This window comes from Bacillus sp. AFS018417 (assembly GCF_002560985.1).
Lineage (GTDB): Bacteria > Bacillota > Bacilli > Bacillales > Bacillaceae_G > Bacillus_A > Bacillus_A rhizoplanae.
In genome coordinates this window covers 1-24,904 of the sequence record NZ_NTTM01000010.1, presented here as the reverse complement: position 1 = coordinate 24,904, position 24,904 = coordinate 1, and the positions used below count along the sequence as shown (strand labels likewise).

General features: G+C 34.5%; 22 protein-coding genes and 2 other annotated features (1 of these 24 cut by a window edge). Of the genes, 9 read left to right on the top strand and 13 right to left on the bottom strand.

Translation table 11 applies throughout. The features are described 5' to 3' along the window. Positions 1-148: a binding site (T-box leader), on the bottom strand; it reaches 85 nt to the left of the window's first position. 55 nt (positions 149-203) lie between these two features. After that, positions 204-436, bottom strand: a binding site (T-box leader). A 99-nt stretch (positions 437-535) separates the two neighbouring features. Further along, the gene (locus tag CN326_RS05600; protein ID WP_098307081.1) at positions 536-4,051 is read right to left on the bottom strand and encodes a DUF4020 domain-containing protein; all 3,516 of its coding nucleotides are present in this window, start codon (positions 4,049-4,051) and stop codon (positions 536-538) included. Between the two features lie 206 nt (positions 4,052-4,257). Then, positions 4,258-4,503, bottom strand: a complete 246-nt coding sequence (locus CN326_RS05595; RefSeq protein WP_098307079.1) for a DUF2651 family protein — start codon at positions 4,501-4,503, stop codon at positions 4,258-4,260. 155 nt (positions 4,504-4,658) lie between these two features. On the opposite strand from CN326_RS05595, the gene CN326_RS05590 reads away from it, so the two are divergent. After that, a complete protein-coding gene (locus CN326_RS05590; protein ID WP_098307111.1) occupies positions 4,659-5,108 on the top strand; it encodes a YndM family protein in 450 nt (149 codons plus the stop codon). Between the two features lie 242 nt (positions 5,109-5,350). Here the strand turns inward: CN326_RS05590 and CN326_RS05585 are convergent, their stop codons facing one another. The 3 genes from CN326_RS05585 to CN326_RS05575 form a co-directional block, all read right to left on the bottom strand. Beyond that, positions 5,351-6,055 (bottom strand): YoaK family protein, encoded by a 705-nt coding sequence (locus CN326_RS05585; RefSeq protein WP_098307077.1) that lies wholly within the window; start codon positions 6,053-6,055, stop codon positions 5,351-5,353. 525 nt (positions 6,056-6,580) lie between these two features. Next, positions 6,581-7,609 carry a DUF2332 domain-containing protein gene (locus CN326_RS05580; RefSeq protein WP_098307075.1) on the bottom strand — a complete coding sequence of 343 codons (1,029 nt, stop codon included), beginning with the start codon at positions 7,607-7,609 and terminating at the stop codon, positions 6,581-6,583. Positions 7,610-7,807: 198 nt separating this feature from the next. Then, a complete protein-coding gene (locus tag CN326_RS05575; protein ID WP_098307073.1) occupies positions 7,808-9,139 on the bottom strand; it encodes a D-serine ammonia-lyase in 1,332 nt (443 codons plus the stop codon). A 184-nt stretch (positions 9,140-9,323) separates the two neighbouring features. On the opposite strand from CN326_RS05575, the gene CN326_RS05570 reads away from it, so the two are divergent. Next, the gene (locus tag CN326_RS05570; RefSeq protein WP_098307071.1) at positions 9,324-9,878 is read left to right on the top strand and encodes a helix-turn-helix domain-containing protein; all 555 of its coding nucleotides are present in this window, start codon (positions 9,324-9,326) and stop codon (positions 9,876-9,878) included. Positions 9,879-10,386: 508 nt separating this feature from the next. On the opposite strand, the gene CN326_RS05560 is transcribed toward CN326_RS05570, so the two are convergent. The 3 genes from CN326_RS05560 to CN326_RS05550 form a co-directional block, all read right to left on the bottom strand. Continuing rightward, positions 10,387-10,890, bottom strand: coding sequence for a GNAT family N-acetyltransferase (locus tag CN326_RS05560; protein WP_098307069.1), 504 nt, complete (start codon positions 10,888-10,890; stop codon positions 10,387-10,389). A gap of 146 nt (positions 10,891-11,036) precedes the next feature. Further along, on the bottom strand, positions 11,037-11,558 hold the full coding sequence (locus CN326_RS05555) for a cysteine hydrolase family protein (protein ID WP_098307067.1): 522 nt from the start codon (positions 11,556-11,558) through the stop codon (positions 11,037-11,039). Continuing rightward, positions 11,558-12,109 (bottom strand): GNAT family N-acetyltransferase, encoded by a 552-nt coding sequence (locus tag CN326_RS05550; protein ID WP_098307065.1) that lies wholly within the window; start codon positions 12,107-12,109, stop codon positions 11,558-11,560. The genes CN326_RS05555 and CN326_RS05550 overlap by 1 nt, the downstream gene beginning before the upstream one ends. Positions 12,110-12,279: 170 nt before the next feature. Here CN326_RS05550 and CN326_RS05545 point away from each other — a divergent pair, with 170 nt between their 5' ends. Next, complete coding sequence (locus CN326_RS05545) at positions 12,280-12,828, top strand: DUF1572 family protein (RefSeq protein ID WP_098307063.1); 549 nt, start codon at positions 12,280-12,282, stop codon at positions 12,826-12,828. Positions 12,829-13,075: 247 nt separating this feature from the next. After that, positions 13,076-13,525 carry a DUF5946 family protein gene (locus CN326_RS05540; RefSeq protein WP_098307061.1) on the top strand — a complete coding sequence of 150 codons (450 nt, stop codon included), beginning with the start codon at positions 13,076-13,078 and terminating at the stop codon, positions 13,523-13,525. 339 nt (positions 13,526-13,864) lie between these two features. On the opposite strand, the gene lsrB is transcribed toward CN326_RS05540, so the two are convergent. From lsrB to CN326_RS05520, 4 genes are read right to left on the bottom strand one after another with little or no spacing between them, the layout of a single operon-like run. After that, entirely contained in the window at positions 13,865-14,857 is a 993-nt protein-coding gene (gene lsrB, locus CN326_RS05535; protein WP_483295636.1) for an autoinducer 2 ABC transporter substrate-binding protein LsrB, read from the bottom strand. A 47-nt stretch (positions 14,858-14,904) separates the two neighbouring features. Then, the gene (locus CN326_RS05530) at positions 14,905-15,900 is read right to left on the bottom strand and encodes an ABC transporter permease (RefSeq protein ID WP_098307057.1); all 996 of its coding nucleotides are present in this window, start codon (positions 15,898-15,900) and stop codon (positions 14,905-14,907) included. Further along, positions 15,897-16,865 carry an ABC transporter permease subunit gene (locus CN326_RS05525; protein ID WP_098307055.1) on the bottom strand — a complete coding sequence of 323 codons (969 nt, stop codon included), beginning with the start codon at positions 16,863-16,865 and terminating at the stop codon, positions 15,897-15,899. The genes CN326_RS05530 and CN326_RS05525 overlap by 4 nt, the downstream gene beginning before the upstream one ends. Further along, positions 16,862-18,355, bottom strand: a complete 1,494-nt coding sequence (locus CN326_RS05520) for a sugar ABC transporter ATP-binding protein (RefSeq protein ID WP_098307053.1) — start codon at positions 18,353-18,355, stop codon at positions 16,862-16,864. Before CN326_RS05520 ends, CN326_RS05525 begins: the two co-directional genes overlap by 4 nt. Positions 18,356-18,553: 198 nt before the next feature. On the opposite strand from CN326_RS05520, the gene CN326_RS05515 reads away from it, so the two are divergent. From CN326_RS05515 to lsrF, 4 genes are read left to right on the top strand one after another with little or no spacing between them, the layout of a single operon-like run. Next, a complete protein-coding gene (locus tag CN326_RS05515) occupies positions 18,554-19,486 on the top strand; it encodes a sugar-binding transcriptional regulator (protein WP_141524973.1) in 933 nt (310 codons plus the stop codon). Next, positions 19,486-21,048, top strand: a complete 1,563-nt coding sequence (gene lsrK, locus CN326_RS05510) for an autoinducer-2 kinase (RefSeq protein WP_098307049.1) — start codon at positions 19,486-19,488, stop codon at positions 21,046-21,048. Before CN326_RS05515 ends, lsrK begins: the two co-directional genes overlap by 1 nt. Before the next feature lie 25 nt (positions 21,049-21,073). After that, entirely contained in the window at positions 21,074-21,430 is a 357-nt protein-coding gene (locus tag CN326_RS05505) for a cupin domain-containing protein (protein WP_098307047.1), read from the top strand. Between the two features lie 13 nt (positions 21,431-21,443). After that, positions 21,444-22,226 carry a 3-hydroxy-5-phosphonooxypentane-2,4-dione thiolase gene (gene lsrF, locus CN326_RS05500; RefSeq protein WP_098307045.1) on the top strand — a complete coding sequence of 261 codons (783 nt, stop codon included), beginning with the start codon at positions 21,444-21,446 and terminating at the stop codon, positions 22,224-22,226. A gap of 158 nt (positions 22,227-22,384) precedes the next feature. Here lsrF and CN326_RS05495 read toward each other — a convergent pair whose 3' ends face one another. Next, on the bottom strand, positions 22,385-22,546 hold the full coding sequence (locus CN326_RS05495; RefSeq protein WP_098307043.1) for a DUF4083 family protein: 162 nt from the start codon (positions 22,544-22,546) through the stop codon (positions 22,385-22,387). A 386-nt stretch (positions 22,547-22,932) separates the two neighbouring features. Here CN326_RS05495 and CN326_RS05490 point away from each other — a divergent pair, with 386 nt between their 5' ends. Continuing rightward, the gene (locus CN326_RS05490; protein WP_098307041.1) at positions 22,933-24,363 is read left to right on the top strand and encodes a PQQ-dependent sugar dehydrogenase; all 1,431 of its coding nucleotides are present in this window, start codon (positions 22,933-22,935) and stop codon (positions 24,361-24,363) included. Positions 24,364-24,904: the final 541 nt, after the last annotated feature.

The following is a 24,904-nucleotide window of genomic DNA, read 5'->3' as shown; positions in this document are numbered from 1 at the left end:
TCTTTCCCTTCATAAAGACATCATCTTTACTACGAAAAAGATGCTCCAGGACTGTAATTCATGTTTGTTTATGTACTGGTTCACACCAACCACCAGCTCTCTGTTACAGGGAAACAACCACTACTATTTTTCCTATCATCGCGCTTATTATTTTATTGTCATATAGGTCCGCATATATGCAAAAAATCCCTACTGATTCAATCAGTAGGGACGATTATTATCGCGGTACCACCCTAGTTGTAGACAAATATGTCTACCTCTCTTCTTTGTTAACGATCATATCGACCGTCTTTTCCTTCATAAAGACATCTGCCTTTACTACGAAAAAGATGCTCCAGGACTGTAATTCACGTTTACCTTTGTACTGATTTCCACCAGCCATCAGCTCTCTGTTACAGGGAGATAAACACTACTATGTTCCCTTCAATGCTTTATTTTTATTAAGTATTGATTTGTATTATAAAGTGTTATTTTTAACCATGTCAACACTTTTTCATTATTTTTTAAAAATTCTACTCACACTGCATCGTATGTTTCATAATAACAAATGTGAATCATTTGCATTTCGATTGATCAATCCGATGCGCATCATCTCATTTTGAATACATTCAAATAGTGTATTTTCAAGCTTTGTTTCATCAAATATTTTCTGAAGATTAATGATTTCATTTTCAATACACTCTGCATCATTTAGCTTTGTTAATAAAACGAAAAATAAATTTGCATACACTTTAGGATTTTGATGAATTAGCTCACTTTTTTCCAGCATCTGTTTGAACAAATATTTCACTTCTTGTTTCTCTTTATGCAGTGAAGATATAGAAAAATACGATAAAACAGCTTCAATCCCTTTTTCAGCAATAGCATCCATGTGTAACACAAACCGCAGAAAGATGATATATTCTTTCCCTAATATTATACTCATTTTGGGACGTTCTACTAAAAAATCTGCAAGCCAGTCTTGCCAAAACTTTTGTTGTTCTTTTATACTTAATGTTTTTACATAGTAAGATACATTTCCGACAAACTTTACTTTTTCTAGCTCTTCTCCCTGTATAAAAAGAGTGTATAACCAATCTATTTGTTCATCCCAATATAAAATACACTTTAGAAAGACGAGACTCAGCCACTTCATAAATACTTCTTGTGTTTGTTCATTCAACAAATGTAAATGGCGAACAGCAAAAGCAATATATTTCTTTGTTTGTATAAATAAAGGCAAATTAATTTGAGTATTTACAAACCCAGCCCATGCATACTTTGTTTCCTCTTCATTTTTCTGCAAATCTAAATAAGGAATCATATGCTTTCTACACCATTGCTTCTCGATATGATAGAGAAATGTTAAATCAGCTGTGAGCCTAGCAAGCATAACATTTACGTAGTATGATTTTTTTCGCATCTGCTCTTCAAATACATACAAATAAGCATGTATATTTCGATCATATAGATGTTCATATGCAAGAAGTTTTAATAAAACTGATGTTATTTTCCCTACCGGATGCTGAACAGCCTCATTGTAGTAATCCGTTTGCTCTTTTCTTCCTCCTTGCTCGCCTTTCATAACATGAGGGAACAACGAAAAAGCAAGCTGCTTTACTGCTCGAATTGTGTCTTCTTGAAATTCCTCTAACCGATTGCTCTTTTCATACAGAAAACTACTAATAAGCCAATGATAAGTGGCATATCGTACAAATTGATGTAACAATGGTAAAATCTCTTGTATTTGCTCATTTGTTAATTTTCGATTATTGCGCCACTCCCTCATTAATACAAACCATACTTCTTTACTCACTTCTTTATATCTAACTAATTGATATGCAAGAGAAATACTCCATTGTGCATTTGTTTTACAAGCCTTGGAAAGCATTTCTAAAAAATGATGTTTCTCAAACAATCCTTCATGTGAATATTGAAGAACTTGCCTTACCATTTCTTCCTCTCTCATATGCAACAAACCATCTGCTGTTAAATTGCATGTAATCGGCTGTAACGTCCGCTCTTCTTGTAAATCCGGATACTTTCTCGATAAAAAATGAGGGAATTTCTGTTTCATAAATTCATATGTTTGTTTCGTAGACTCGTTATCTGGAGCGCACATGTAAAGCCAATCTATTAAGTTACAAGCCGCGTAACAAGTTTTTACTTCAAAGTGTTTCATTACGTTTTTTAACACTTTTTGTTTTGAAGATTCAGATGCCTGTTCATAATGATTCTTTAACAGTTGAAACACCTCATGCTTGCAAGAGTCTTCAATAAGCAATTTATGTTGTAATAACCATTCAATTTTTTCATTTTGCGTTCGGAACACAGTATGGTTCATACTATGCACTGCAATTCTCTTTTGCAGTGTGTTTCCAAATTCAAGCATATAAGCAATATAAAAATTTGCTTTATTTTCATCATGTGCACAAATATAATTCATACAATCTCTAACAATATTAATTAAAAAAGAAAATTCACGCGGCTGGCTATCTTGCTCATGCGGTTCGATTGCACTTCGTAATTCACTGATTGTATCATGGATTTGAAGGGTCTTTTGTTTTAGAGCTAATCTCTGTAATTTTTCTAATCCAATCTGCAAAATTGGTATAGCAAAATAAGAAAGATGCGGCTTTATTTTCACTTCCCATATGTGCTGCATTTTTGAAAAAGTTGCAGCTGACAGGTGATTTGTTTCCGCTAACTCTACAACATCTTGCGTCTCTTGTTCCCATTGCCGAAGTCGCTTCAATTTCAGTTTTCCATCTAATATACAAGTTAGTAAAAGAACCATAATTTCTTTATGCTCCGGGTACGTACATTTATGAAGTAAAGAAGGCAAATTGCCAATAAAAAATTCTTTTGTTTTCGCCTTTTCTAACAATAATAAAAGCCATTTTGCAAAGGAAATCGTATGTATCGGTTGTTCCATATCTACTAAAAACGTGCATATCGTATTCCATAACAAGGCCGATATCTTCGTATTATTTTTATACATTAACTGAAATAATTCATTTTGATGACTTAATAAAAAATGATCAACAATCCACTGTGCAAGCAACTGATCTTTCTCAGAAGTATCAGTTTCTTCTGAAAATAAATTCCGTAACTGCCCCTCTTTTTCTAGCCATTCCACCCATTCGTAGTCTCTTGCAAACTCTACAAAATATCGAAGTGTTTCAATCTTTTTTACAGATTGTTTAATATAAGACAGCTGCTCCTGCTCTAAAGATGGTGGAACCGTTACGATATCACGAATCCGTGTTCTTTTTGTAATATAATTATCACCCATTAGCTCTGCCCATCGCTGTACTGCTTTTGCTAATGACTGATGATTTTGCATCTTATTCGGATATACAATCGGCTTAACCCCTAAATGCTCCCAGTGATATGTATTTTCTCCATGAGCAACAAAGGCATACCTTCTCGTACTAGGTGGTAATCCAGTTGCTAAATACTTCATAACAGGGTCATTATGACTATAACCAATAAATAAAACGGTATAATTAGAAAATAGGTCTACTAAAAACCGCCTTGCCCATCCTTCTGTTAAGTAAGCCCTTCCAAAATCACCATCTGTCAAGATTAAATTTTCTTTTTCTTGTTCCACATTACCATGAATGTATGCCAATCCTTTAAAAGCTCTTCCAGTTGGAAGTGCCGGAGCATAATATATATTTACTTTACGCTTCGATTCCTCGAGTAAAGTTGTAAAATGTTGATCAAAATTTGTAGTTACAATACGAACATTTTCATCAGCTGCAAATAATTGTAAAATAGAATCATGCAATGGATTTGGCTTTGAATACGCTACATGAACAAGATTCTTAGCAATCTGATGAACATCTTTCGTTTTCGCAATTTTTCCAAGATAATAATCGTGCGGTTCATTTTCCTCACGCTTTTCTACATATAGAGCGTTCGCAATATAATCAACTAAGTCATCAAAATTCGGTAAGTTTGAATTACCTTTCATAGATACTCCAGCTCCAACAAATACCACCAATTTCCCTTGTTCGAGTTTATCAAATAATTCATCTGGAATTTCTACCTCTGAAGTAATCCACATCTCTATCCCTCCTTACCTAAAAATGTTAATTTCCTCTTTTTAATATAACATTTTTTGTGTTTTTTTAACATTCAGATAAATGAAGAGTGATAAAAATTTTTACTTTTAAAAATCAGTTCTACCTTTGAGAATAACATTTCATTTTCCTTTCAGTTCATTCAAAAATCCTTCAACTTAAAGTTAAACAGCAGTTCAAATCACTAAATTCATTTAGACAAAATAAATTTGAACAAAAGCCCTACCAATATTGATAAAGCTGAATATAAAATTACCCAATAGAGAAATGTTTCATTTGCATACATAATCATAAAGACTATTGAAAGCAGAAAAATGATTAAGGGCATAACAAATAAATTTTTTAACCTTACATAAGCGATTGCACTTAAAATTACCGTAACAACCGGAAACAGAATGAGTACTAAGAACATCGGATTGATTAATAATTGAGTCATTATCTTCCTCCTATTTAGGTATTCGAATTAGGTGTTTATCTTTTTTACAATGATACATTGTTAATTTAACTCCACCTTACAATTTGAACTTTAAATTTCCATGCATAAACTTCCTATTTTCATTCAAACTAAATAGAAAAAGAGAGGTTCAGATGATGAATCATATTACTATTCTGCTTATAAAGTTTGTATCCTGCATAATTGCTTTTGCAATTGGCTTGGATTTTTTCTTTGATGCAACATTTGTTGACATCTTTTCCTTCAGTCTATTTATCACGATTGCCTCGTATATGTTAGGAGACCTAATCTTCTTACCACGGGTGGGAAATACCGCTGCAATCATGGTTGATTTTCTTTTCACTTATATGAGTGTATGGATTTTCGGCAGCGTACTTCTAGATAATTATATGCAAATTGCTTGGGGAAGTATTTTATCAGCAATAGTAGTTACAGTAGCAGAAGTCTTTGTTCATAGTTATTTACTCAGTCGTATTTCTACTCAGCAAACAAGCAATAAAAAAGATATTAATTTCCACCGATCGCTAGCTTATGGAACAGAGTTTGCTGAAGAACAGAATGTTACAGATGCGAAAAAACGGAAATGATACATTTCGCACAGCTATTTACGATAATACTCTATCAAAGATAACAAAAAAGTGATCTCTCACAGGATCACTTTTTGAATTGCAATAAGTTATAGTCGTCAGTAGTTACTGACCTTAAATTCAATTGGAAAAATCCTGAGAACCATTATTTCTCAGGATTTTTTACCGAGCTACGATTTTTATGCTATCAGCGCGTTGCACTCCACATGAGGGATTATTAGAGCAACATTTTTTAAAAATTTTCATTTCAACGTTACGGATTTTCTCCAATAACCTCTATCTTTATGATACATAATAAGAGCAATCACTAAAATTCCAGATGCAATCCAAATAGATTTGATCCCTATATGAGTGGTGGAAAAAGTCCCTAACAGCACACCAAATATAAAAGAAACAATGATAACAAGAAATTCTTTAAATCGTTTTTTCTCTTCCTGATCATGTTCTTTGAATGCTAAATATGCTGCCTGCGTTGCAATTCGAAGATTACCTGTTGTCATCGTTGAATTGTAAGCCCACTTGTCTAGTTTATTAAAAGTAGAGATCTGTAAAGATGATACAAACGAAATACATACTGTTACCACTATGTTAGGTATACTTTTTGGCAAGATACCTACAATGATTAAAACAATACATTCTAGCATAAGAATAGAGCGTCTATAACTATGTAATAAATGCCTTATATGAGGAATCTTTACTACTTCTGATATTAAAACACCTAATATAAAAGCTAAAATAGGCGGGATATAAAGCAAAGCACTTCCCCATTCCCCATTAGCTGCTCTTATAGCGAGTAGTACTACATTTCCTGTCTGTGCATTAGCAAATACTCCGTCCCTGCTAATGAAAGTGTAAGCATCTAAAAACCCTCCAACTACAGCTAGCAAAACACCCAAATAAACAGAGTTTGAAGATAATGAGGGGATTGTACTTAGTTTATCTTTCATATTATTATCTCCTTGTACCTTATATTGAAAATATTCATTTATAGTTAATATTCTATTTATACAAAAACAGCGTTCCTTTAAAATCCTTCATAGTAGAATAGCAATCCTTATCTTGATTTCGCTTTCCTTTTCTTTTTCCCATATTAGCTATAACAATGTATAACCATACCAAGTTTTTTTACTATAATCAACACAATTATTTAACATATTTCACTCGTTTCATTTCGTTCATATTCAAAGGTATTACCAACATGACAGTTCCAGAGTACGTACAGACCGGAGATAGCCCTTTATCAAAAATAACCCCAAAAGTGTTCTTACACAGAATCACTTTTGGGGTTACCATAAGTTATAGTTATCGGTAGTTACTAATTTTAATTTCAATCGGGAAAATTACGTTTATGCCTATCTTAGTTAATTCCTGCTGAATGTAATAACAATGTTCTGCTCCAATAGTTACTAAGATCTTTTCTTCATGGCGATTTTAGCCATAAAAATTTTCTCCTTAATACATTAAGTAAAAATCTACTTCAAGTCCCAATCAAACCATCTACCATGTCCATCTGTTTCTCCGATAGTTTGATTATATTCTATACCATTTAAAAAATAATCAAGATGAAGTTTTCTATCCCACATATTGTTGTAAATATGAAAAACATCTCTTTTACTTCCAATCGTTTTTATTTTTTCTATTAGTTCATACTTAGAACCTTCTGGTATTTGATTTGCAACGTGAGTATGGAAAATACAAATAGCATTATCATTTGAAAGTTTTTCTACAACATTTGTAAGTAATGCCACTCCATCCCCTTCTACAAGTTTTACTGGATTCTCGATAAGGCATTTAGCTGCACTTTCAAAAAGCGCTAACCTTTCTTCATGTTCAGGCCAAATAAGCGACTTTAACCATAAATAATCTTCTGAATTTCCTAAATCACTAATATGTAAGTCTAATCCTACTTTTGAAGCTACTGGAGGACTAGATAAAAGAAATGGCGGCGTATGATTTCCTTTTATTTCAGATGTTATATGGACATTTGAGTCTTTATCTCCATAAACCTCATTTGTTCCATATGAATAACTATACTTGTCCCATAACAATTGCAGACCAGCACTTGTTCCAATTTCTATTAGTGATAAGGGCTTCTTTACAACGTTGTAAATATAGCAAAAAATTGGATATAGATAAGCAGAACGTCTTACTTCATTAGTCTGTACTAACCTGCTTTTTAAGATAGAAATAATTTCGTCTCTATACATTCGGCAAAAATCCTTAAAATGAATAAAAGAATCTTCTATTTCTCTTGGATGCTTAGTAATACTTGGATAATACTTTTTTAAAACATGTTCTTTTCCTTTTAACAATAGATAATGAACAGCCCCTAAAAATAAATTAGGAACTGGTTGCCCTTCTCGAGAATTTGCACATAACTCCATTAACTCATCATCTTCTGAAATCTTTATAGATAAATACTCATACAGTTTACTTGAACCTCTGCATTCAATTTTAGCAAAATTTTTGAATCGTTGAGATAGTTGAGTTGTATTCAAAATAATCCCCCTTCATCAGTTAGAATTTTTATAATTTTACAAACATCTTTATTATAACTGAAACTAATGTTATGGTAAATTATTCTTGTTACTATTTTGTTATAGTAATATATTAAATCAAAAAGAATCTTATAAAAAACAAAAAGTACACCACTTTAGATAAAGTGATGTACTCTTAAATATACATTAGACACAGATTGTTTACCCTTTTTGATAATATTCTTCCATAATGTGAGGTGGAACCATACCTCCACCTGTTCCCCACATGATATGCGTTGCATGCATCATTTTTTCTTGCAGATGATTTTCTTGTATATATTGCTGTTGTTTGAACAATTGAACAGGTCCGTATACACTTGCCAATGCTGACGGCTCTAATTTGATTCCTTCTGTATCGACAAAAGCTTTTAATAGTCTATATAATTCTTGATCACTTACTGTGTAACATCCACTTAGCAGCGGTTCAATTACTTTTCCAACAAATCCAGATGCTCTTCCTACCGCAAGGCCATCAGCTTCTGTCACATTATCAATGCCAAAGTCTTGGACAGAAATTTCATCGTGAAGACCTGTCAGCAAACCGAGTAACATACATGGAGAATGAGTTGGTTCCGCAAAGAAGCAATGTACATGATCACCAAACAATAATTTCAAACCAAATGCTACGCCGCCAGGACCTCCGCCGACACCACATGGTAAATAAACAAATAATGGATGGTCAGCATCAACAACAATATTTTGATCCTGCAGTTGTTTTTGCAAGCGAGAAGCAGCTACAGCATATCCAAGAAACAGATTTTTTGAATTCTCATCATCAACGAAATAACACATAGGATCCGCTTCGGCTTGTCTTCTTCCTTCTTCTACTGCTTTACTATAATCCGCTGCATATTCAATAACTGTGACATTTTTACTTCGAAGTAAATCTTTTTTCCACTGCTTTGCATCAGCGGACATATGAACTGTCACATTAAATCCTAATTTTGCACTCATAATGCCAATACTAAGCCCTAAATTCCCTGTTGAACCTACTGCGATTGAATATTGCGAGAAGAACGTGCGGAATTGATCACTATCTAAAATGGAATAATCATCTTGTTTATTTAATAAATGATGTTCTAAAGCTAAATCTTCCGCATGTTTAAGAACTTCATAAATTCCGCCTCTTGCTTTAATAGATCCTGATATCGGAAGCTGACTATCACATTTTAGTAATAAATTCCCTACTATATGCTGCTCATACTCTTGTTCTAAATGTTGTTTCATAGAAGGCGTTGTCACTAAAGGAGATTCAATAATCCCATTCGTATCTTTTGTTTCAGGAAAGGCTTTCGCAATATACGGTGCAAAACGTTTTAATCTTTCCTCAGCATCTTTTACATCGTCTTTAGTAAGAGGTGCTTTTTTAATTCCGGTTTCAAACTCTTCTTTATTAGGATTGACCCAAAATACTTCCTCCGTCAAAACGAGTTGATTTAGTAAAGGGTGCTTTTCTTTTAAGATTTGTATAGCTGTGCTATCATACTTCTTCATTTGTGAATTCTCCCTTCTTTATCCTTATTTAATTAATGTTAGATGTTAGCATTTTAAAATTTAATTTTATTTATTATAATTAAACTAAATTTAACACACAAACGAAATTAATTAAATATATATTAATAAATTTAAATTAAATTTAATAAAAATCTTTAATAATTCATATACAAGGAGAATCAACATGAATGATATAAATGTCGGACAAAGAATAGCAGAATACCGAAAAGCACAAGGCTTGAGTAGTCGAGAACTGGCAACACTCGTCAATGTCACACCTTCTATGTTAAGTCAAATCGAAAAAGGATCTGCAAACCCATCCTTGCAAACCCTTAAATTAATATCTAACGCATTAAATATTCCTATGTTTAATTTCTTTTTGGAAGATACAAGTGCACAAAGCTTAGTTGTAAGAGCTGACCAACGAAAAAAGATTAGTTTTCCTGAAAGTGAACATTTGTCATATGAATTACTATCTCCAGATTTAACGGGAGCCCTTGAACTTGCTCTTATGACTTTATTACCTCAAGCCTCTTCTTCCGAAAAACTAATAGAGCATAAAGGTGAAGAAATCGCATTTGTTTTAGAGGGAACTGTTACTCTAAATTTAAATCAAGAAACATTAACTTTATACACAGGTGATAGTGTAAAAATCCCATCTTATATGAAGCATAAATGGGAAAATCCGTATAAGGAGAAAGCAGTAGTAATCTTTGCAATTACTCCTCCTACTTTTTAACTCCGCATGACATTGACTAATTTCGGCGAGAAGAACTGTGTAAGGACTTAATGAAAAACTAAATTTACTTATAAATAAGCATCATCTCTAGGGATTTATGTAGCTTTGAAAAAAAGTTTGATCAAAAATACCTCGCAATCCCAAATTTTACGATAAATAAACAGAATCCATTTTGAAAGAAGATTGATCAAAATGGATTCTTCTAAGCAGATTTAAGTTTGGTTTTTATAAAAAAGTTTGATCATTTCTACCTATGTTGTTCAACAACCACGCCCGATTCTTGAAGATCGTCTCTTAAATCTTATTCAAGATAAGCACTCAGTTAGTGCAATAAGATTTTTGTCCAGCCACCTTTTTTTGTCACTACTTCAGCAGGAGTAAATGCTTCGTATTGGTTATAGTTTGTCACTATTTGGGTTATAAACCAGCCCTTTTACCTGTATCTGGATTCTCCCCTAAAGTAATGACCTTTTCTCCTTTTCCATAGTTTCGGAAAAGGTCGGAATCTCTAAAGATCGCGTACGTTCCAAACTATCTCACCGCGCTCGTCCCACGTGCTGTGGTGCCGCTCAAATCCTATCTTTTCTAGCACTCGGAAGGACGCAACATTCCAAGCGCCTACAGTCGACCAAAGCCTGTTGCGCCCGGTAGCAATCGCAGCGTCCAGGACCACGGATGCTGCCTCAGTCGCATAGCCTTTACGGTGAACGCTGCGGAACAGCTCATATGCGATCTCCGGCTCTTCAAGTGTGGAACGACCGATAATCAAGCCACAGTATCCGATGAAATCGCCTTCGTCTCGGCGGCGAATAGTGAGAAGGGAAATGCCATTTTCGACTGCTCTCTTGCGCATCTCGATAATCCGGCTACGGGCGGCGTCAAGAGTCGGCATGTCCACACCACGTTCACCAATTAGTTTTCTCAACCAGGCTGCATCGGATTCCTCCCACATACTCAGGTCAAGTCGTTCGGTTTTCAGCTGGAACGCCATAGGTTCAAAGAAAGCTGTCATAGTGGAAACCTCCTAGTTATGTCACTGCACTCATATATAAACGGTTGAACTTTGTTTTAAATCCACAATTCACTCTAAAAATGGTGGCTTAACTTTCATCAAAATACACTTAGATTATGAAATATTTCTCTCTACATACTATGTTTCTAATTTAACTTTATATCTTTTACATCTACTATATTCGCAAACCAGCCTAACACTTTATTGTGGTGCTGAATGATATCTTCTGCACATAATTGCTCTGAATCAAACGTACTATGTGCACCATGAATAAGTGTTACTTTATACCCTTCACTAAAGGCACGGCGAACGGTTGTATCTACACAATATTCGGTTTGCAGTCCACAAATGAAAAGATGTTTAATTCCTTTTTCTTGCAAAACTGCACGAAGATTTGTTTCATGAAAAGAATCAGGTGTTTCTTTTTCCACTACAACCTCATTTGACATCGGAGTAATTTTAGAATGAATGTGCCAACCCGGTGTTCCTTTTTCTAGCGGATGACCCTCAGTTCCATTATGTTGTACATAGATAACAGGTATATCATGTGTACGACATTTTTGAATTACTTCCTGTAAATTTTGCAATAAGCCAGAGCCATTATGTACAGGCACACCTGCTGTATACATTCCTTCTTGCACATCAATTACTATAAGTGCTTGTTTCATCAACCAACTCTCCCCTCATTTTTATACTCCATCATCCAGCAATCTTCCAATACTCCTTCATGTAATTCATGTTTTTTCAACAATTTCACTTTTTGAAAACCACACTTTTCATAGCAACGAATTGCTCGTTCATTTCTTACCCTTGGATCCATCGCAATTGCGACTGCACCTAATTTGTTACTGATATATGTAATTACAGCTTGCACAAGCTCTGTACCAATTCCTCGGTTCCAGTATGCTGTTTCTCCAATAAATTGGTCCATCCCCCATACATTCTCTTTCTTACCATATCCATATAACGCTTTCCACTCTGCATCTAAAGGATACATTTGTACATAGCTAATAGCTCGGTCTTTATATTCCACAATACACTTTTTCTCTTTATCTTCAGAACTACTTATATAACGCTCTCGAACTTGTTCTACTGATTGTGGTTTGTCTCGCCCTTCATAAAAACGTAAAACTTCAGGATTTGATAACCAGTTTGATAATGTTTGAACATCATCTTCCGTTATGTATCGAATAGATAGCTCTCCTTGTTGAAATAACATATGATTACTCCTCTCTTGCAACATTACTGTATTCGACTTATAACGAAACAACCCTTCCTTATGAAAGAAAGGGCTGTTAAGAACTTTATATTCCACTACGTTCAAATAAAAGGTTACAACAGGTAAATATCGAATCCTTTATAAAAGTATTTTTTAGGTAGGTGTTTATAATGGGAATTGAAAAAGAGTATTTACGCTGTGTATTAAAAACATTTCATTCTATGAAAAAGTTAGGCGAAGATGCTATCGATCAATTAAGTTATGAAGAACTCCATATATATCCGAATGAAGAATCTAATAGTATCGCCATTATCGTCAAACACATGTGGGGAAACATGCTTTCTAGATGGACTGATTTTTTAACAACAGATGGGGAAAAATCAACTAGAAACCGTGATGATGAATTTACTGGGGAATTTCCCTCTAAAGCAGCCTTATATGAGGCATGGAATCAAGGATGGAAAGTTTTATTTACAGCATTGAATAGTTTGAAAGAAAACGATTTAGAAAAGACAATTCATATACGCGGAGAGGCTCATTCTGTAATTGAAGCTATTGAAAGGCAAATATCACATTATTCCTATCATATTGGCCAAATTGTATATGTAGGGAAGTTACTTAAAAATGAGAAATGGAAATGCCTTTCTGTTCCTAGAGGAAAATCGATTGAATATACCGAGAAACTCATGAGCAAACATAAAAATCTAGAGAATAAATGAAAATCATACTTTTGGGACAATCAAAGGTAAAAATGGTGATAAAATATTGTCCGTTTTTATGATAGGCTCTGTTAAAGTATAGTGTTGATATTTAATACATTCTCGAATCCTTAGTATATTTGTTATAAGAACAAACATTCGCGGAGGAAGCAAGAATGAGCAAAGCATTTAGTAATCTACTTAAGCACATTGATAAATTACCACATACCCAAAAAGAACAAGTATATCAGTGGAGGATTTAACGACAATGGTTGACAATAATACAATAATGGAATCTGGTAAATGTATTGAATGTGGAGCAAATGAAATAGATGGACTTTCCTGTTACGAGATGTTTCAATTCCCACTGGTTTGGGAGCATAACGACTCTAAATTATATGATTTACATTTTTGGCTTGTTTCTTGTTATATGATTCAACACCCATCTAACTATACTAAAGATGGATATAATCATTTGATAAACTTATTCACTGGAGCTTATGATAATAATTGGGATACTGGTTATATTCTTAGAAAAAATAGGGAACTCGTTTCAAAAGTAGGTAAAATAACCAATCCACTGCCAAACCACAAAAGAAAACGTATATATAGAAGATGGTCAATGACAATTGAAGATTTATATAATGGTGGAGAAAAAAATGCAATAAACAACATCAATAAATGGAAAGAAACAATTAGAAAGGATTTAAAAAAATAATGACTGTGAAATTTAGACAGTCATTGTTCATATTCACTTATCAACATTTTAGTTTAACAGAGCCTTATGATAAGAAATAAAAGGGGCTGCATCTGCTCCTTTTGTTTCTATATCTAGCCCCCTTTTTCAGTCTACAACTATTTTTCCCTTTGGACAGCAATCATTCTTGTAATTCTACTTCACTCGCATCGGGGCTCCTTTCTCAAAGCTTTCACTCTATATTCTCTCGATTTTCAAAAAAGTTTCATTTTTATTTCATAAAAAAGAGCAACCATATTAGGTTGCTCTTCACTTGAAAATATTCATCATTATAATTAATTTTTCTTTAAAAACACACTATTAAAAATTATATTTTTCAATGTTATCCTTTGTAAACACAACCCGTTCTGGCAATACAATAATTCCATTTCCTTCTGCTTCATAATCGTATCCTTGAATCGAATTTGGTTCCACTTTCACTTTTCCAATACCAGGAACTTCAAAGCTATCACCAACTTTTAACTTTTTACCCTTTACAACCATTTCATTTGCAACATAGGTTGCAAGTGCACCTTGTTGTTTTACATCCCACAAGCCAAACTGTTGAACTGTACCACGCTTCACATAATCTCGCATGACATTAGGTGTTGAAAAACCAGTAATAACAACTTTCTTATCCACTTTTAAATTTTCTGCAGCTTGTGCCATTGCTGGTAATGCAGTTGCATCAGGGCAAATGACTGCATTAATATCTGGATATGTTTTCAAAATGCTTTCACCTACTGCTAGTGATTTTTGAGCATTGTTTTCCCCATACTGGGTCGTCACAATTTCCCAATTCGGATATTTTTCTTTTATAATTGCTTTCGCTTTTGTAACCCATTGATTCTGATCTGTTACTGTTGGACTAGAATAGAAGAATGCTACTTTTCCTTTATCACCAATTTGTGAAGCAGTCATTTGAATAAGCAAATTGGCCAATTGTTCTGGTGTTCCTTGACTTATATAGAAAGAGCGATCTTTCGGATTAACGTCAGAATCCCATGTTAATACTGTAATCCCCTTTTTCTTTGCACGTTGCAAAACTTGTGATAAACCGTCGACAGAAGTAGATGAAACCATAATCGCATCATAGTTTTGATTAATAAAGTTATTAATATATTTTACCTGTCCTGATACACTTGCCTCAGAAGGTCCATCGTATTTTAAATTTACACCGAGCTTATCCGCCATTTCTTTTGCGCCTTCTCCGCCCGATGTAAAGAAACCGACTCCAGTTAATTTAGGAATAAAGGCAAATTTCACATCTTTTGATTTATTCCCATCTGATTTTGTATTTGTACATGCCATCATAGAAACAACAAACACCAATAAAATGATGAATACACTTATCTTCTTTTTCATGTTGTTTCCTCCCTATGTGAAACAATTTTTTTGATAAAGAAGTATCTTATCTTGGAATGGCGTACCATAACAGAGAGAATTAAAATAATACCGATTACAACATTGGATTGCTCATTTGTTAATCCTGTCATCTGTAGCCCATATTGCATAATTCCAATAACAATACTTGCAAGAACAGTTCCTACAATACTTCCTTTTCCACCAGTAATAAGAGCACCGCCTAATACAACTGCTGTAATGACTGGTAAAATTGCTTCGTTTCCTAAATCCGCTCGAGCTGAACCAAAGTAAGCCGTTAGAAATATTCCACCTAATCCACCGCCTAGACCAGAAAGCATATATGCTAAAATAACAACTCGCTTCGTTTGAATTCCAGAATATTTAGCTGCTTTTTCATTCATGCCTATTAAAATTACATATCGACCATATCTTGTATAGCGCAGCAGAATAGAGAATAAAACAGTCATAATAAGGAGTAACCAAAATAAATTAGGAATTCCTAAGAATATTCCATTTGCAAACTGGACATATGAATCTGGCAATCCGCTAATTCCTTCATATCCAGTTGCTTTAGATCCACCCGAAATTACAAGAGCGATACCCGAATATAAAAACATTGTTCCTAATGTTATAACTAGCGGTTCAACAGATGTCATTTGAATAATAACACCGTTTAAAAAACCAGCTAATACGCTTATAATAAGAGCAATTATTACCGCAATACCAATAGATGCCCCATTTATCCATAATACACCGATAAGAATAGATGTAAGCCCCATAACTGCCCCAACTGAAACATCGATTCCTCCCGTCATAATGACAAATGTCATCGGTATCGCGGCTATTGTAATAAAAATAAAATCATTAATACTAAACAATAAATTCCCTATATTTAAAAAATCTGCATTTAATAAGCTAAAAACGATAAACTCCATACATAACAAAAGAAGGAGTGCTCCCTCCCAGCAAAAGAGCCAGTGATTAGACTTCATATTTCCACCTCCCTCCGCCTCTGTTTCCTCCATTTCTGTACTACACTATCTAGAATAATAATAAGTAATAATAAAAATCCTGAAATTGCGTTGTTCCAAAAGGCTGGGATTTTTAAGTATACTAATGAACTACTAATCACCTCTAAAAACAATGCTCCTAAAGCTGCACCAAAAACTGATCCCGTACCACCTTTTAAACTAATACCACCAAGCACCGCAGCAGCGATTACTTGCAGTTCAATTCCTGTTCCTGTTTGATTCGGTACAAACCCAATATTCATAACAAATAGACATCCAGCAATTGCAGCAGTAATGCCCGAAATCATAAAGGCTAAAATTTGCACAAACGATACCGGAATCCCAATCAGTCTTGCACCTTCTTTATTATCTCCTACCGCATAAAAATATCTTCCGAACGACATCTTTGTTAGGAAAAGATAAGCAGCTATTAATAATAGTCCGATGAACCAAACTGTTATCGGAATCTCTAACCATGTTACGGAAGACAATTTTTTATAGTCATTTGGAATATCTTCGATCCATTTCCCTTCTGTATATATAATCATCAAACCTCGAATAATACCTAGCATTCCTAGTGTCATAATAATTGCTGGAACATGAAACTTTGTCACACCTACGCCATTTACAATTCCGATAAACGCACCGAGCAAAAATGTAATTATAATTGCACTAAAAGGATTATTTCCACTGGTCAAAAACATTCCACACGAAGCAGCACATAAACCCATTATCGATCCTACCGAGACATCAATATTTTTAGTGAATAACACGAATGATTGACCAATTGCGAGAACAATTAAAATAAGACTTGATTTTAAAATAATCGAAAAAGAATCCAATTGAAGAAAATCTTTGTTCATTACACTAACAAAGATAATATAAAGAAATAACAGCCCTACAATAGAGGTTTCACGCACTTTCAATATATATGTAACATATTTCATCCATTTGAAACCTCCTCTCCCCCATAAGCAGAACGTGTAATACGATCCAATGAAATGTCTTCCTGTTCTAAATGTGACACGATATTACCATTTCGCATTACATACACACGATTTGCTAAATTCATGATTTCTTCTAAATCTGAGGAAATTAACAATACCGCTAAACCATTTTCTCTTAGTTCTTTAATTGTTTCATATATTTCGAATCTCGCTTTTGCATCTATACCACGTGTTGGTTCATCTAAAATAATAAGCTTAGGCTGACAAGCAAGATATTTCCCTAACACTACTTTTTGTTGATTTCCTCCCGATAAAGACTCTATGCTTTGATTTGTATCGTGAACCATAATTCGAAAATTTTTAATATACCCATCCGTTAAAGCGCTTTCTTTTTCTTGATTTAAAAAAAATGCACTTAAACGATATAAGAGAACAGAGGTCATATTTTGTTGTACAGAAGCAATTGAAAAAATCCCATGCCTCGCTCGGTCTTCAGGTACATATATAATTCCTGCATCAATTCTCTTTTTTGTTGACCACATTGTAATTTCATTCCCATCTAATAGAACGTTTCCTTCGGTTGCAGATGTAATACCATATAATACTTCAGCTAATTCCGTTCTTCCCGCTCCCACAACACCAGCAATTCCAACAATCTCTCCTGCTTTTACTTCTAATGAAATATCTCGAAATCTATGACTAAATAAATGATTTACTTGTAATACTTGCTTTAACGACGCTGTCTCGTTATATAAACTCTCTCTCTTTTGAATTTGCTGATAATCTTCTGGTAGTAGTCCCTGTAATAGGATATCGTAAGTAAATTCATTTGCATTACCTTGGTTAGAAATTACGCCGTCTCGTAAAATAGCTACTTGATCCGCAATTGCAAAAATCTCTGGAAACCTATGAGTAATATAAATCATGCCAATTCCTTGTTCTTTCAAATTTTTCATCACAACAAATAGACTCTTAATTTCATTTTCTGTTAACGTCGATGTAGGTTCATCTAAAATAAGAATCTCTGCCTCTCTTATTAATCCTCTAACTATTTCTACTAATTGCTGCTGTGCAATAGGCAACAATGAAGCACGCTCACCCAGCCTTAGATTCCAGCCAAGTTGCCTCATGAGTACATCTAATTTCGTCCGAAGCTCTCTTTTACTTTGCCTCATGCCTAATAAAATATTTTCTTCAATAGTCATATTAGGAAAAATAAGCGGTTCTTGCGGAACTAAATAAATACCGTTTCGATGAGCCTCAGATGGATTGGAAAATGTAACAGATCTCCCTTTTATTTTGATTTCTCCTTCATCATAAGTGTACAACCCTGTCAATATCTTCATTAACGTCGACTTTCCAGCCCCGTTACCACCTACTAATGCGAAAATATCCCCTTTCTTTACTGTTAAATTGATTCCTTTTAGCACAGGTTGCTGTAAGAATGCTTTTTTTACATTTTTAACTTCCAATAAAGGAACTTGTTCCAAGCTTCTTTCACCTACCTTTAACAGGAAACAATTTTTCAACCGTTAATTTTTTGCTCTACTTGTTTTGTAGCATTGTATATCCTTTTCCTCATATCTAGAACTTATTTTTCTCAAGTAAACCTCCTATTACAGACGGTATAAATAAAAATATACTTACATATGTTTAAACATCGGTCATTTGTTGAAAGGATGAAAAGCATGACACAGCTGAACTTTGAAGAAAATTTGTTAACAAAAGCTGCTTGGTATTATTACAAAGATCACCTTACCCAACAAGAAATCGCCTCATTACTACATATATCCCGGAACAAAGTTGTCCGTTTATTAGAAAAAGCACGGACTGAAGGAATCGTTACATTTCATATTAAAGGCACTGGTTTACATTGTTTAAGTATAGAAAGAGAGCTTGTAAAAGCGTTTCAACTAATAGATGCTTTCATTATTCCAACGCCGAAAGATAATCTTTCTGATTCATTAGGTAAAGCAGCTGCGCAATATTTAGAAACACATTTACAACACGGCGATTTACTCGGTATTGGCTGGGGTGAAACTATCTCAAAAACGCTGGACAATATTAATTTTGATGTAACTATGAATATTTCTATGGTCACGTTAACCGGCGGCGTAAGTTACTATCTTCCTAAAAAACAAAATTACCTTAATCAAGTACATGGAAATCTCCATATTATCCCTTCTCCATTTTTAGCTTCTACACAAAAAATGGCAGACAGCATACTATCTGAACCATCTGTGAAAGACATGTTGCATGTTGCATCGCTCGCAAATACTGCTGTTGTTGGAATTGGCGGCTTATCTTCTGATGCGACTATTTTAAAAGAAGAAAAAATGACCCTTCGGGAAATGACATATATTCGAAATCAACATGGTGTTGGTGATATTCTTGGACAATTTTATACCATCGATGGAGACATCCTAAGTTTATCTCATCATAAACGAATTATCGGTACGCCTCTTTCTATACTTCGGAATATGAAACACGTCGTTGGAGTAGCTGGCGGTAAACAAAAAGTTGATGCGATTTACGGGGCATTGAAAGGCAGGTACATTCATACATTGATTATCGATGAAGAAACTGCCCTTTCTTTATTGGAAAAGGAGAGTGGAATATAATGGCTGCTCTATTAGCTTATGATGCCGGAACTGGTAGTATCCGAGCTGTTTTATTTGATTTACAAGGTAATCAACTTGCTGTTAGTCAACGAGAATGGGTTCACATAGAAAACCCACGATACCCAGGTTCAATGGATTTTGACGTAAAGGAAAACTGGAAACTTATTCAAGAATGTACAAAAGATGTACTACAAACAAGTGGTATTCCTCCTTCTTCTATTCAAGGAATTAGTGCAACAAGTATGCGCGAAGGATTTGTTTTATATGACAAAGATGGTACTGAAATTTGGGCGTGTGCAAATGTTGATAACCGTGCTGTTGCTGAAGTTACACAACTTAAACAACTACACCCTCACATTGAGCATAATCTATATACGGTATCAGGGCAAACGTTCGCTCTAGGTGCATTACCAAGGTTACGATGGATTGCGGAACACCAACCAGAGATTTATAAGAAAGTACATTCTATTACCATGTTAAATGACTGGATTTTATATAAACTGTGCGGCGTATTACAAGTTGACCCTTCCAATGGATGTACAACGGGAATTTTCAATTTACAAAATAGAAATTGGGCTCCAGAATTAGTGGCCCAATGCAAACTTTCCTCTGTGCTCTCACCACAAATAAATGAAGCCGGAACTCTTATTGGAAACGTAACAAAACAAAGCGCAGCAGAAACTGGATTATTCGAGGGAACGCCTGTTGTTACTGGAGGTGGAGATGCGCAAATGGCTTCTCTCGGTTCTGGAGTTGTCAAAAACGGGCAAACATTCATTTGCGGAGGAAGTTTTTGGCAACAAGAAGTGAATGTAAACAATCCTGTACCAGATCCAAATGCTCGCATTCGTGTAAATTGTCACGTTCTTCCTACTCTTTGGCAATACGAAACAATTGCCTTTTTTCCCGGCCTTGTTATGCGCTGGTTTCGGGACGCTTTCTGTCAAGAAGAAAAACAAAGAGCAAAAGAACTAGGTATCGATGCTTACGAATTATTAGAGGAACAAGCAAAGCATGTCCCAGTTGGATCACACGGTATCATTCCGATTTTTTCTAATGTCATGAACTATATTTCTTGGCGCCATGCATCTCCCTCTTTTATAAATTTAAGCTTAGATTCTGAACAATGCGGGAAGAAAGAACTGTTTCGATCAATTGAAGAAAGTGCTGCTTTTGTAACATATGGAAATTTAAAATTAATTGAAGAATTAACAGGACATTTCCCAAGAGAAGTAGTTTTTGCTGGGGGGGCTTCAAAAGGAAAGTTATGGTGTCAAATTGTAGCTGATGTATTAGGTGTTCCTGTAAAAGTTCCAGTAGTAAAAGAAGCTGCTGCTTTAGGAACAGCAATAGTTGCAGGAGTTGGTGCTGGTATTTATCATTCAATGGAAGCCGTTTCTGAACAATTTGTAAAATGGGAAACAACGTATATACCAAATATCGAAAACCATCAACAGTATCAAGAATTATATCAAAACTGGAAAATTGTATATCAGCAGCAACTACAATTAGCTGATCAAGGATTTACTTCTCATATGTGGATTGCACCTGGCGCTCTGTAAATTGTTACATAAAGGAGTGAAAAGCATGCTAAAAGTAAATGAAGAAGATTTTTCTTATCGCTTCGGTGATAATGGACCAAAATATTTAGTGAAGGGACCTAATATTGATATAGGTGTTGTTGTCATTAAACCAGGGCAAGATTTTCAAAACCATTATCATACAACTTGTGAAGAAATTTTCTACGCATTAGAAGGTGAAATAGATTTCTATATTAATCATGTAAAAGTTCCTATTAAACAAGGCGATGTCTTACAAGTTCGTCCTCATGAATCCCACTATCTCATCAATCGTTCTTCTCAAAATTTTAAAGCGCTCTTTATTAAATCGCCTCACTTGCAAGAAAAAGATACTGTACAAACAGAAAATCCAAAATGTAATTAAGGAGTGATATCCTATGACTTGGGGATTTCAAAATCGCTTAAATACTATTTTGCCTGACGGAAAAGCAGTTATGCTAGCAATTGATCACGGTTACTTTTTAGGGCCAATTCATGGATTAGAACAACCTCTTGAAACAGTAAAAAGCTTACTTCCATATACAGACTCCCTCTTTTTAACTCGAGGTGTCCTTAGCTCTTGTATACCGGAAAATTGTAAAACTCCTATGGTCCTTCGTGTGTCAGGTGGGGCCACTGTAGTTGGGAAAGATCTTGCCAATGAAACAATTGTTACTCCAATAAAAGAAGCACTGCGTCATAACGTAGCTGGGGTTGGTGTATCTGTCTTTGTTGGATCTGATTATGAAACTCAAACTGTAACAAATCTTGCCAATGTTGTATCCGAAGCACATGATTACGGTTTGCCCGTACTAGGAATTACTGCAGTAGCAAAAGAACTTCAAAAACGAGAAGCACGTTTTTTAGCACTAGCTTCACGCGTATGTGCTGAAATGGGCGCTGATATTATTAAAACGTATTACTGTGAAGGCTTTGAGAAAATCACAAGTACATGTCCTGCCCCAGTCGTTATTGCTGGAGGACCAAAATTAGACACAATAGAAGCAGTGCTAACAATTACATACAACGCACTGCAAGAAGGAGCAATCGGTGTAGATATGGGACGGAATATTTGGCAATCTGAACATCCGGTTGCTATGATTCAATCTATTCATGGCATCGTAAAAAATGGATTGAATGTAAAAGAAGCTCTAGAATTATATAATACTATTATAAATTAAATACTCAGATAGCATTTATGTTCGATATATTTGTGATTATTAAGAACAAGAAACATGGTTTATCCATATTTCTTGTTCTTTTCTAAATTTAATATTTTCTTTCACTTGTATTATTGAAAATATTAATTTTTTTCTTTCTCCTCTAACATCTCAATAATTCAATCTAACTTCTTCTCAATTTCAACTAAAGAAGTCCTTCGACTAGATTGATTGATGAATCGTGATCGTATAAACGCTCCAAGCGAAACAAAAAATAATACGATTAAACCGAAAAAGAGAATACTAAAAATGATATTTATGATTGAAAAATGATCTACCATCCTATCTATCCTCCTATTTCTTCTTGATTATTAGGGTATGTTAATTTTCATTGTTAATATTCTACTTAATAGTTCGTTAAATTAAGAGGTTATTCCCTTACAAAACTTTAATGTTGAATCTAATTTAACCGAACTAATGTAAATACTTTTATCTTTTTAATAACACCATTCAATATAAATGCAAAAGCACCATCTACAATTGCGTTGAGTAATATAAACAGTTTGAAATTTCCATATACTCATCTTAATATCCACATAAAACCTACCAAAAACGGACCAATATTAAAAGGAAATTCCCCTAATTCCCCGGCCCTAATTTGATACTAATAGAACAGTTCTAGTCATATTCTTATAAAAGAAAACAATAAGAAGGAGTGTAAAATTAGTTGATAAAAGTTAAGGTTCGTTTACGACCTATTGTAAGTAAGATAAATTTACCCACCGTTTTGAAAACAACTATACTTCCGGGTGATTCAATTGAACGACTATTTATTGCAACCCAGGTAGGAGAGATCTTTTACATAGGAGACGGAGTTATCAAGACTTTTTTAGATATTCGCCCGCGAGTCATAAAATTAGGTACTTCTGAGGAAGGTGTTTCTGGTAGTGGATATGATGAACGTGGATTGCTAGGGCTAGCATTTCATCCAGAATTTTATTATAACGGTCTGTTTTATCTTCATTATTCAGTAGCTGGAACACAAGGTCCAGGTGCTCTTTCTGAACATTTTAAGCCTAACCCGTGTGATCCCAGAACTTTAAACCTAAGGTGGACAAATAGAGAAACTCAATATGATCATATTGATACAGTTGAAGAATGGATTTTACAATCGAATGGTCAACCTCAAAAACGACGGACATTACTTAACATAAGAAGACCATTTTTTAATCATAATGGTGTCAATAGCTTAAACTTTTCACCTGAAACTGGAAAACTTGTTCTAACAACTGGTGATGGTGGAGCAGGTTATGATCCATTTAATTTAAGTCAGGATAATATGGAAATATTCGGTAAAATAATTGAAATTGATGTAGTTAAGAATACATTTATCAATAATCCACCCGTGGTCACACGTTTTAATGAACTTCCCGTACCTATCCAGGAATCGCTTACGGTAATTGCCAAAGGGGTTCGTAATATAACAGGCATTTCATTTCAAAGGTTTTATAATCAGTATATCAAATATGTAGGGATTGTCGGACAGGATTTGGTAGAGTCGATTTTTTCATTCGTACATTATAAACCAATACCGGTTACTCAGCTTATTCAAGCTTCTTTAATGAGATCTAACCCTGATCAAGAAGGATTTATTAACTTTGGTTGGCGGGGGTGGGAAGGTGCTTTTCCTACTGCGTTTATAAGTAGCTGTTCTGCGAATCCGACTTTGGATGAGAAAACAATTGCTTATTACAATGAAACAGTAAAAACTTCAGTGAGGCGTCTACAACCTTTAACTAGTTATTTTCATAAAGATCCCAGATCAGACAAGTTTGGAGGAACTGCACTTACAGGAGTCCAGCCATATATGGGGAATGGAATCCCAAATTTAACGGGAAGCGTTGTGTTTACCGATTTTGCTCGGCATGAAGAATCTCGACCTCCGGTTAGAGGGGTTTTAGCTTATACCAGGGTAAGTACAGATTGTAAACTAAATGATTTTAGTATTATTGAAACCGATTATAATTTTGGGTCTCAATCAGCTTATTATGTTAGTTTGGGAACGAATCTGGATCAAACCAGACTATATTTAGGCGTTTATGGCTCTATGAAAGTGACTGATTTTAACCAAGGTACTGTTTTTGAAATTGTACCTTGATTTATAACTATAAAATTCGACGGCTGGAGTATTTGTCATATATTCACTACATTTATGAAGATAAAGATAAAGAAGGAGAAAATTTCAAAATAGAGCGAATTGTAGTTTTGAAATAAAGTTTGTTCAAAAAATACCTCGCAAACCCACGTTTTATGATAAATAAAAAGAAACCATTTTGAAAAAAGATTGATCAAAATGATTTCTTCTTCAACAGACTTTAGTCTGGCTTTTATAAAAAAGTTTAATCATTTTCTACCTGTATTGTTCAACAATCGTGCCCGATTGTTGAACAGATTTAAAAAAATTGAATGGTCCATAGACAAAGCAAAGTTGCCTGACTGATCTAACTCAAAAACAAAAAGCTCCCTGTAAAATGATGGGTTTCTTTGGGATTACTGCGCAAAAAGATCACATTTCGTATCACAACGTCTTATGTGAATAACCCCTCCTTATCCACCTTCCGGTCGATTGAATAAGGGGCTTCCTATTTCATAAACTGTTGCATAGTCGGGTGTCCCACTACGTCTTACACAGTCTCCAC

Excerpts from the sequence above, each read along its gene's own strand:
- CN326_RS05600 (WP_098307081.1), bottom strand. The coding sequence starts at position 4,051 with ATGTGGATTACTTCAGAGGTAGAAATTCCAGATGAATTATTTGATAAA.
- CN326_RS05595 (WP_098307079.1), bottom strand. The coding sequence starts at position 4,503 with ATGACTCAATTATTAATCAATCCGATGTTCTTAGTACTCATTCTGTTT.
- CN326_RS05590 (WP_098307111.1), top strand. The coding sequence starts at position 4,659 with ATGAATCATATTACTATTCTGCTTATAAAGTTTGTATCCTGCATAATT.
- CN326_RS05585 (WP_098307077.1), bottom strand. The coding sequence starts at position 6,055 with ATGAAAGATAAACTAAGTACAATCCCCTCATTATCTTCAAACTCTGTT.
- CN326_RS05575 (WP_098307073.1), bottom strand. The coding sequence starts at position 9,139 with ATGAAGAAGTATGATAGCACAGCTATACAAATCTTAAAAGAAAAGCAC.
- CN326_RS05570 (WP_098307071.1), top strand. The coding sequence starts at position 9,324 with ATGAATGATATAAATGTCGGACAAAGAATAGCAGAATACCGAAAAGCA.
- CN326_RS05560 (WP_098307069.1), bottom strand. The coding sequence starts at position 10,890 with ATGACAGCTTTCTTTGAACCTATGGCGTTCCAGCTGAAAACCGAACGA.
- CN326_RS05555 (WP_098307067.1), bottom strand. The coding sequence starts at position 11,558 with ATGAAACAAGCACTTATAGTAATTGATGTGCAAGAAGGAATGTATACA.
- CN326_RS05550 (WP_098307065.1), bottom strand. The coding sequence starts at position 12,109 with ATGTTATTTCAACAAGGAGAGCTATCTATTCGATACATAACGGAAGAT.
- CN326_RS05545 (WP_098307063.1), top strand. The coding sequence starts at position 12,280 with ATGGGAATTGAAAAAGAGTATTTACGCTGTGTATTAAAAACATTTCAT.
- CN326_RS05540 (WP_098307061.1), top strand. The coding sequence starts at position 13,076 with ATGGTTGACAATAATACAATAATGGAATCTGGTAAATGTATTGAATGT.
- lsrB (WP_483295636.1), bottom strand. The coding sequence starts at position 14,857 with ATGATGGCATGTACAAATACAAAATCAGATGGGAATAAATCAAAAGAT.
- CN326_RS05530 (WP_098307057.1), bottom strand. The coding sequence starts at position 15,900 with ATGAAGTCTAATCACTGGCTCTTTTGCTGGGAGGGAGCACTCCTTCTT.
- CN326_RS05525 (WP_098307055.1), bottom strand. The coding sequence starts at position 16,865 with ATGAAATATGTTACATATATATTGAAAGTGCGTGAAACCTCTATTGTA.
- CN326_RS05515 (WP_141524973.1), top strand. The coding sequence starts at position 18,554 with ATGACACAGCTGAACTTTGAAGAAAATTTGTTAACAAAAGCTGCTTGG.
- lsrK (WP_098307049.1), top strand. The coding sequence starts at position 19,486 with ATGGCTGCTCTATTAGCTTATGATGCCGGAACTGGTAGTATCCGAGCT.
- CN326_RS05505 (WP_098307047.1), top strand. The coding sequence starts at position 21,074 with ATGCTAAAAGTAAATGAAGAAGATTTTTCTTATCGCTTCGGTGATAAT.
- lsrF (WP_098307045.1), top strand. The coding sequence starts at position 21,444 with ATGACTTGGGGATTTCAAAATCGCTTAAATACTATTTTGCCTGACGGA.
- CN326_RS05495 (WP_098307043.1), bottom strand. The coding sequence starts at position 22,546 with ATGGTAGATCATTTTTCAATCATAAATATCATTTTTAGTATTCTCTTT.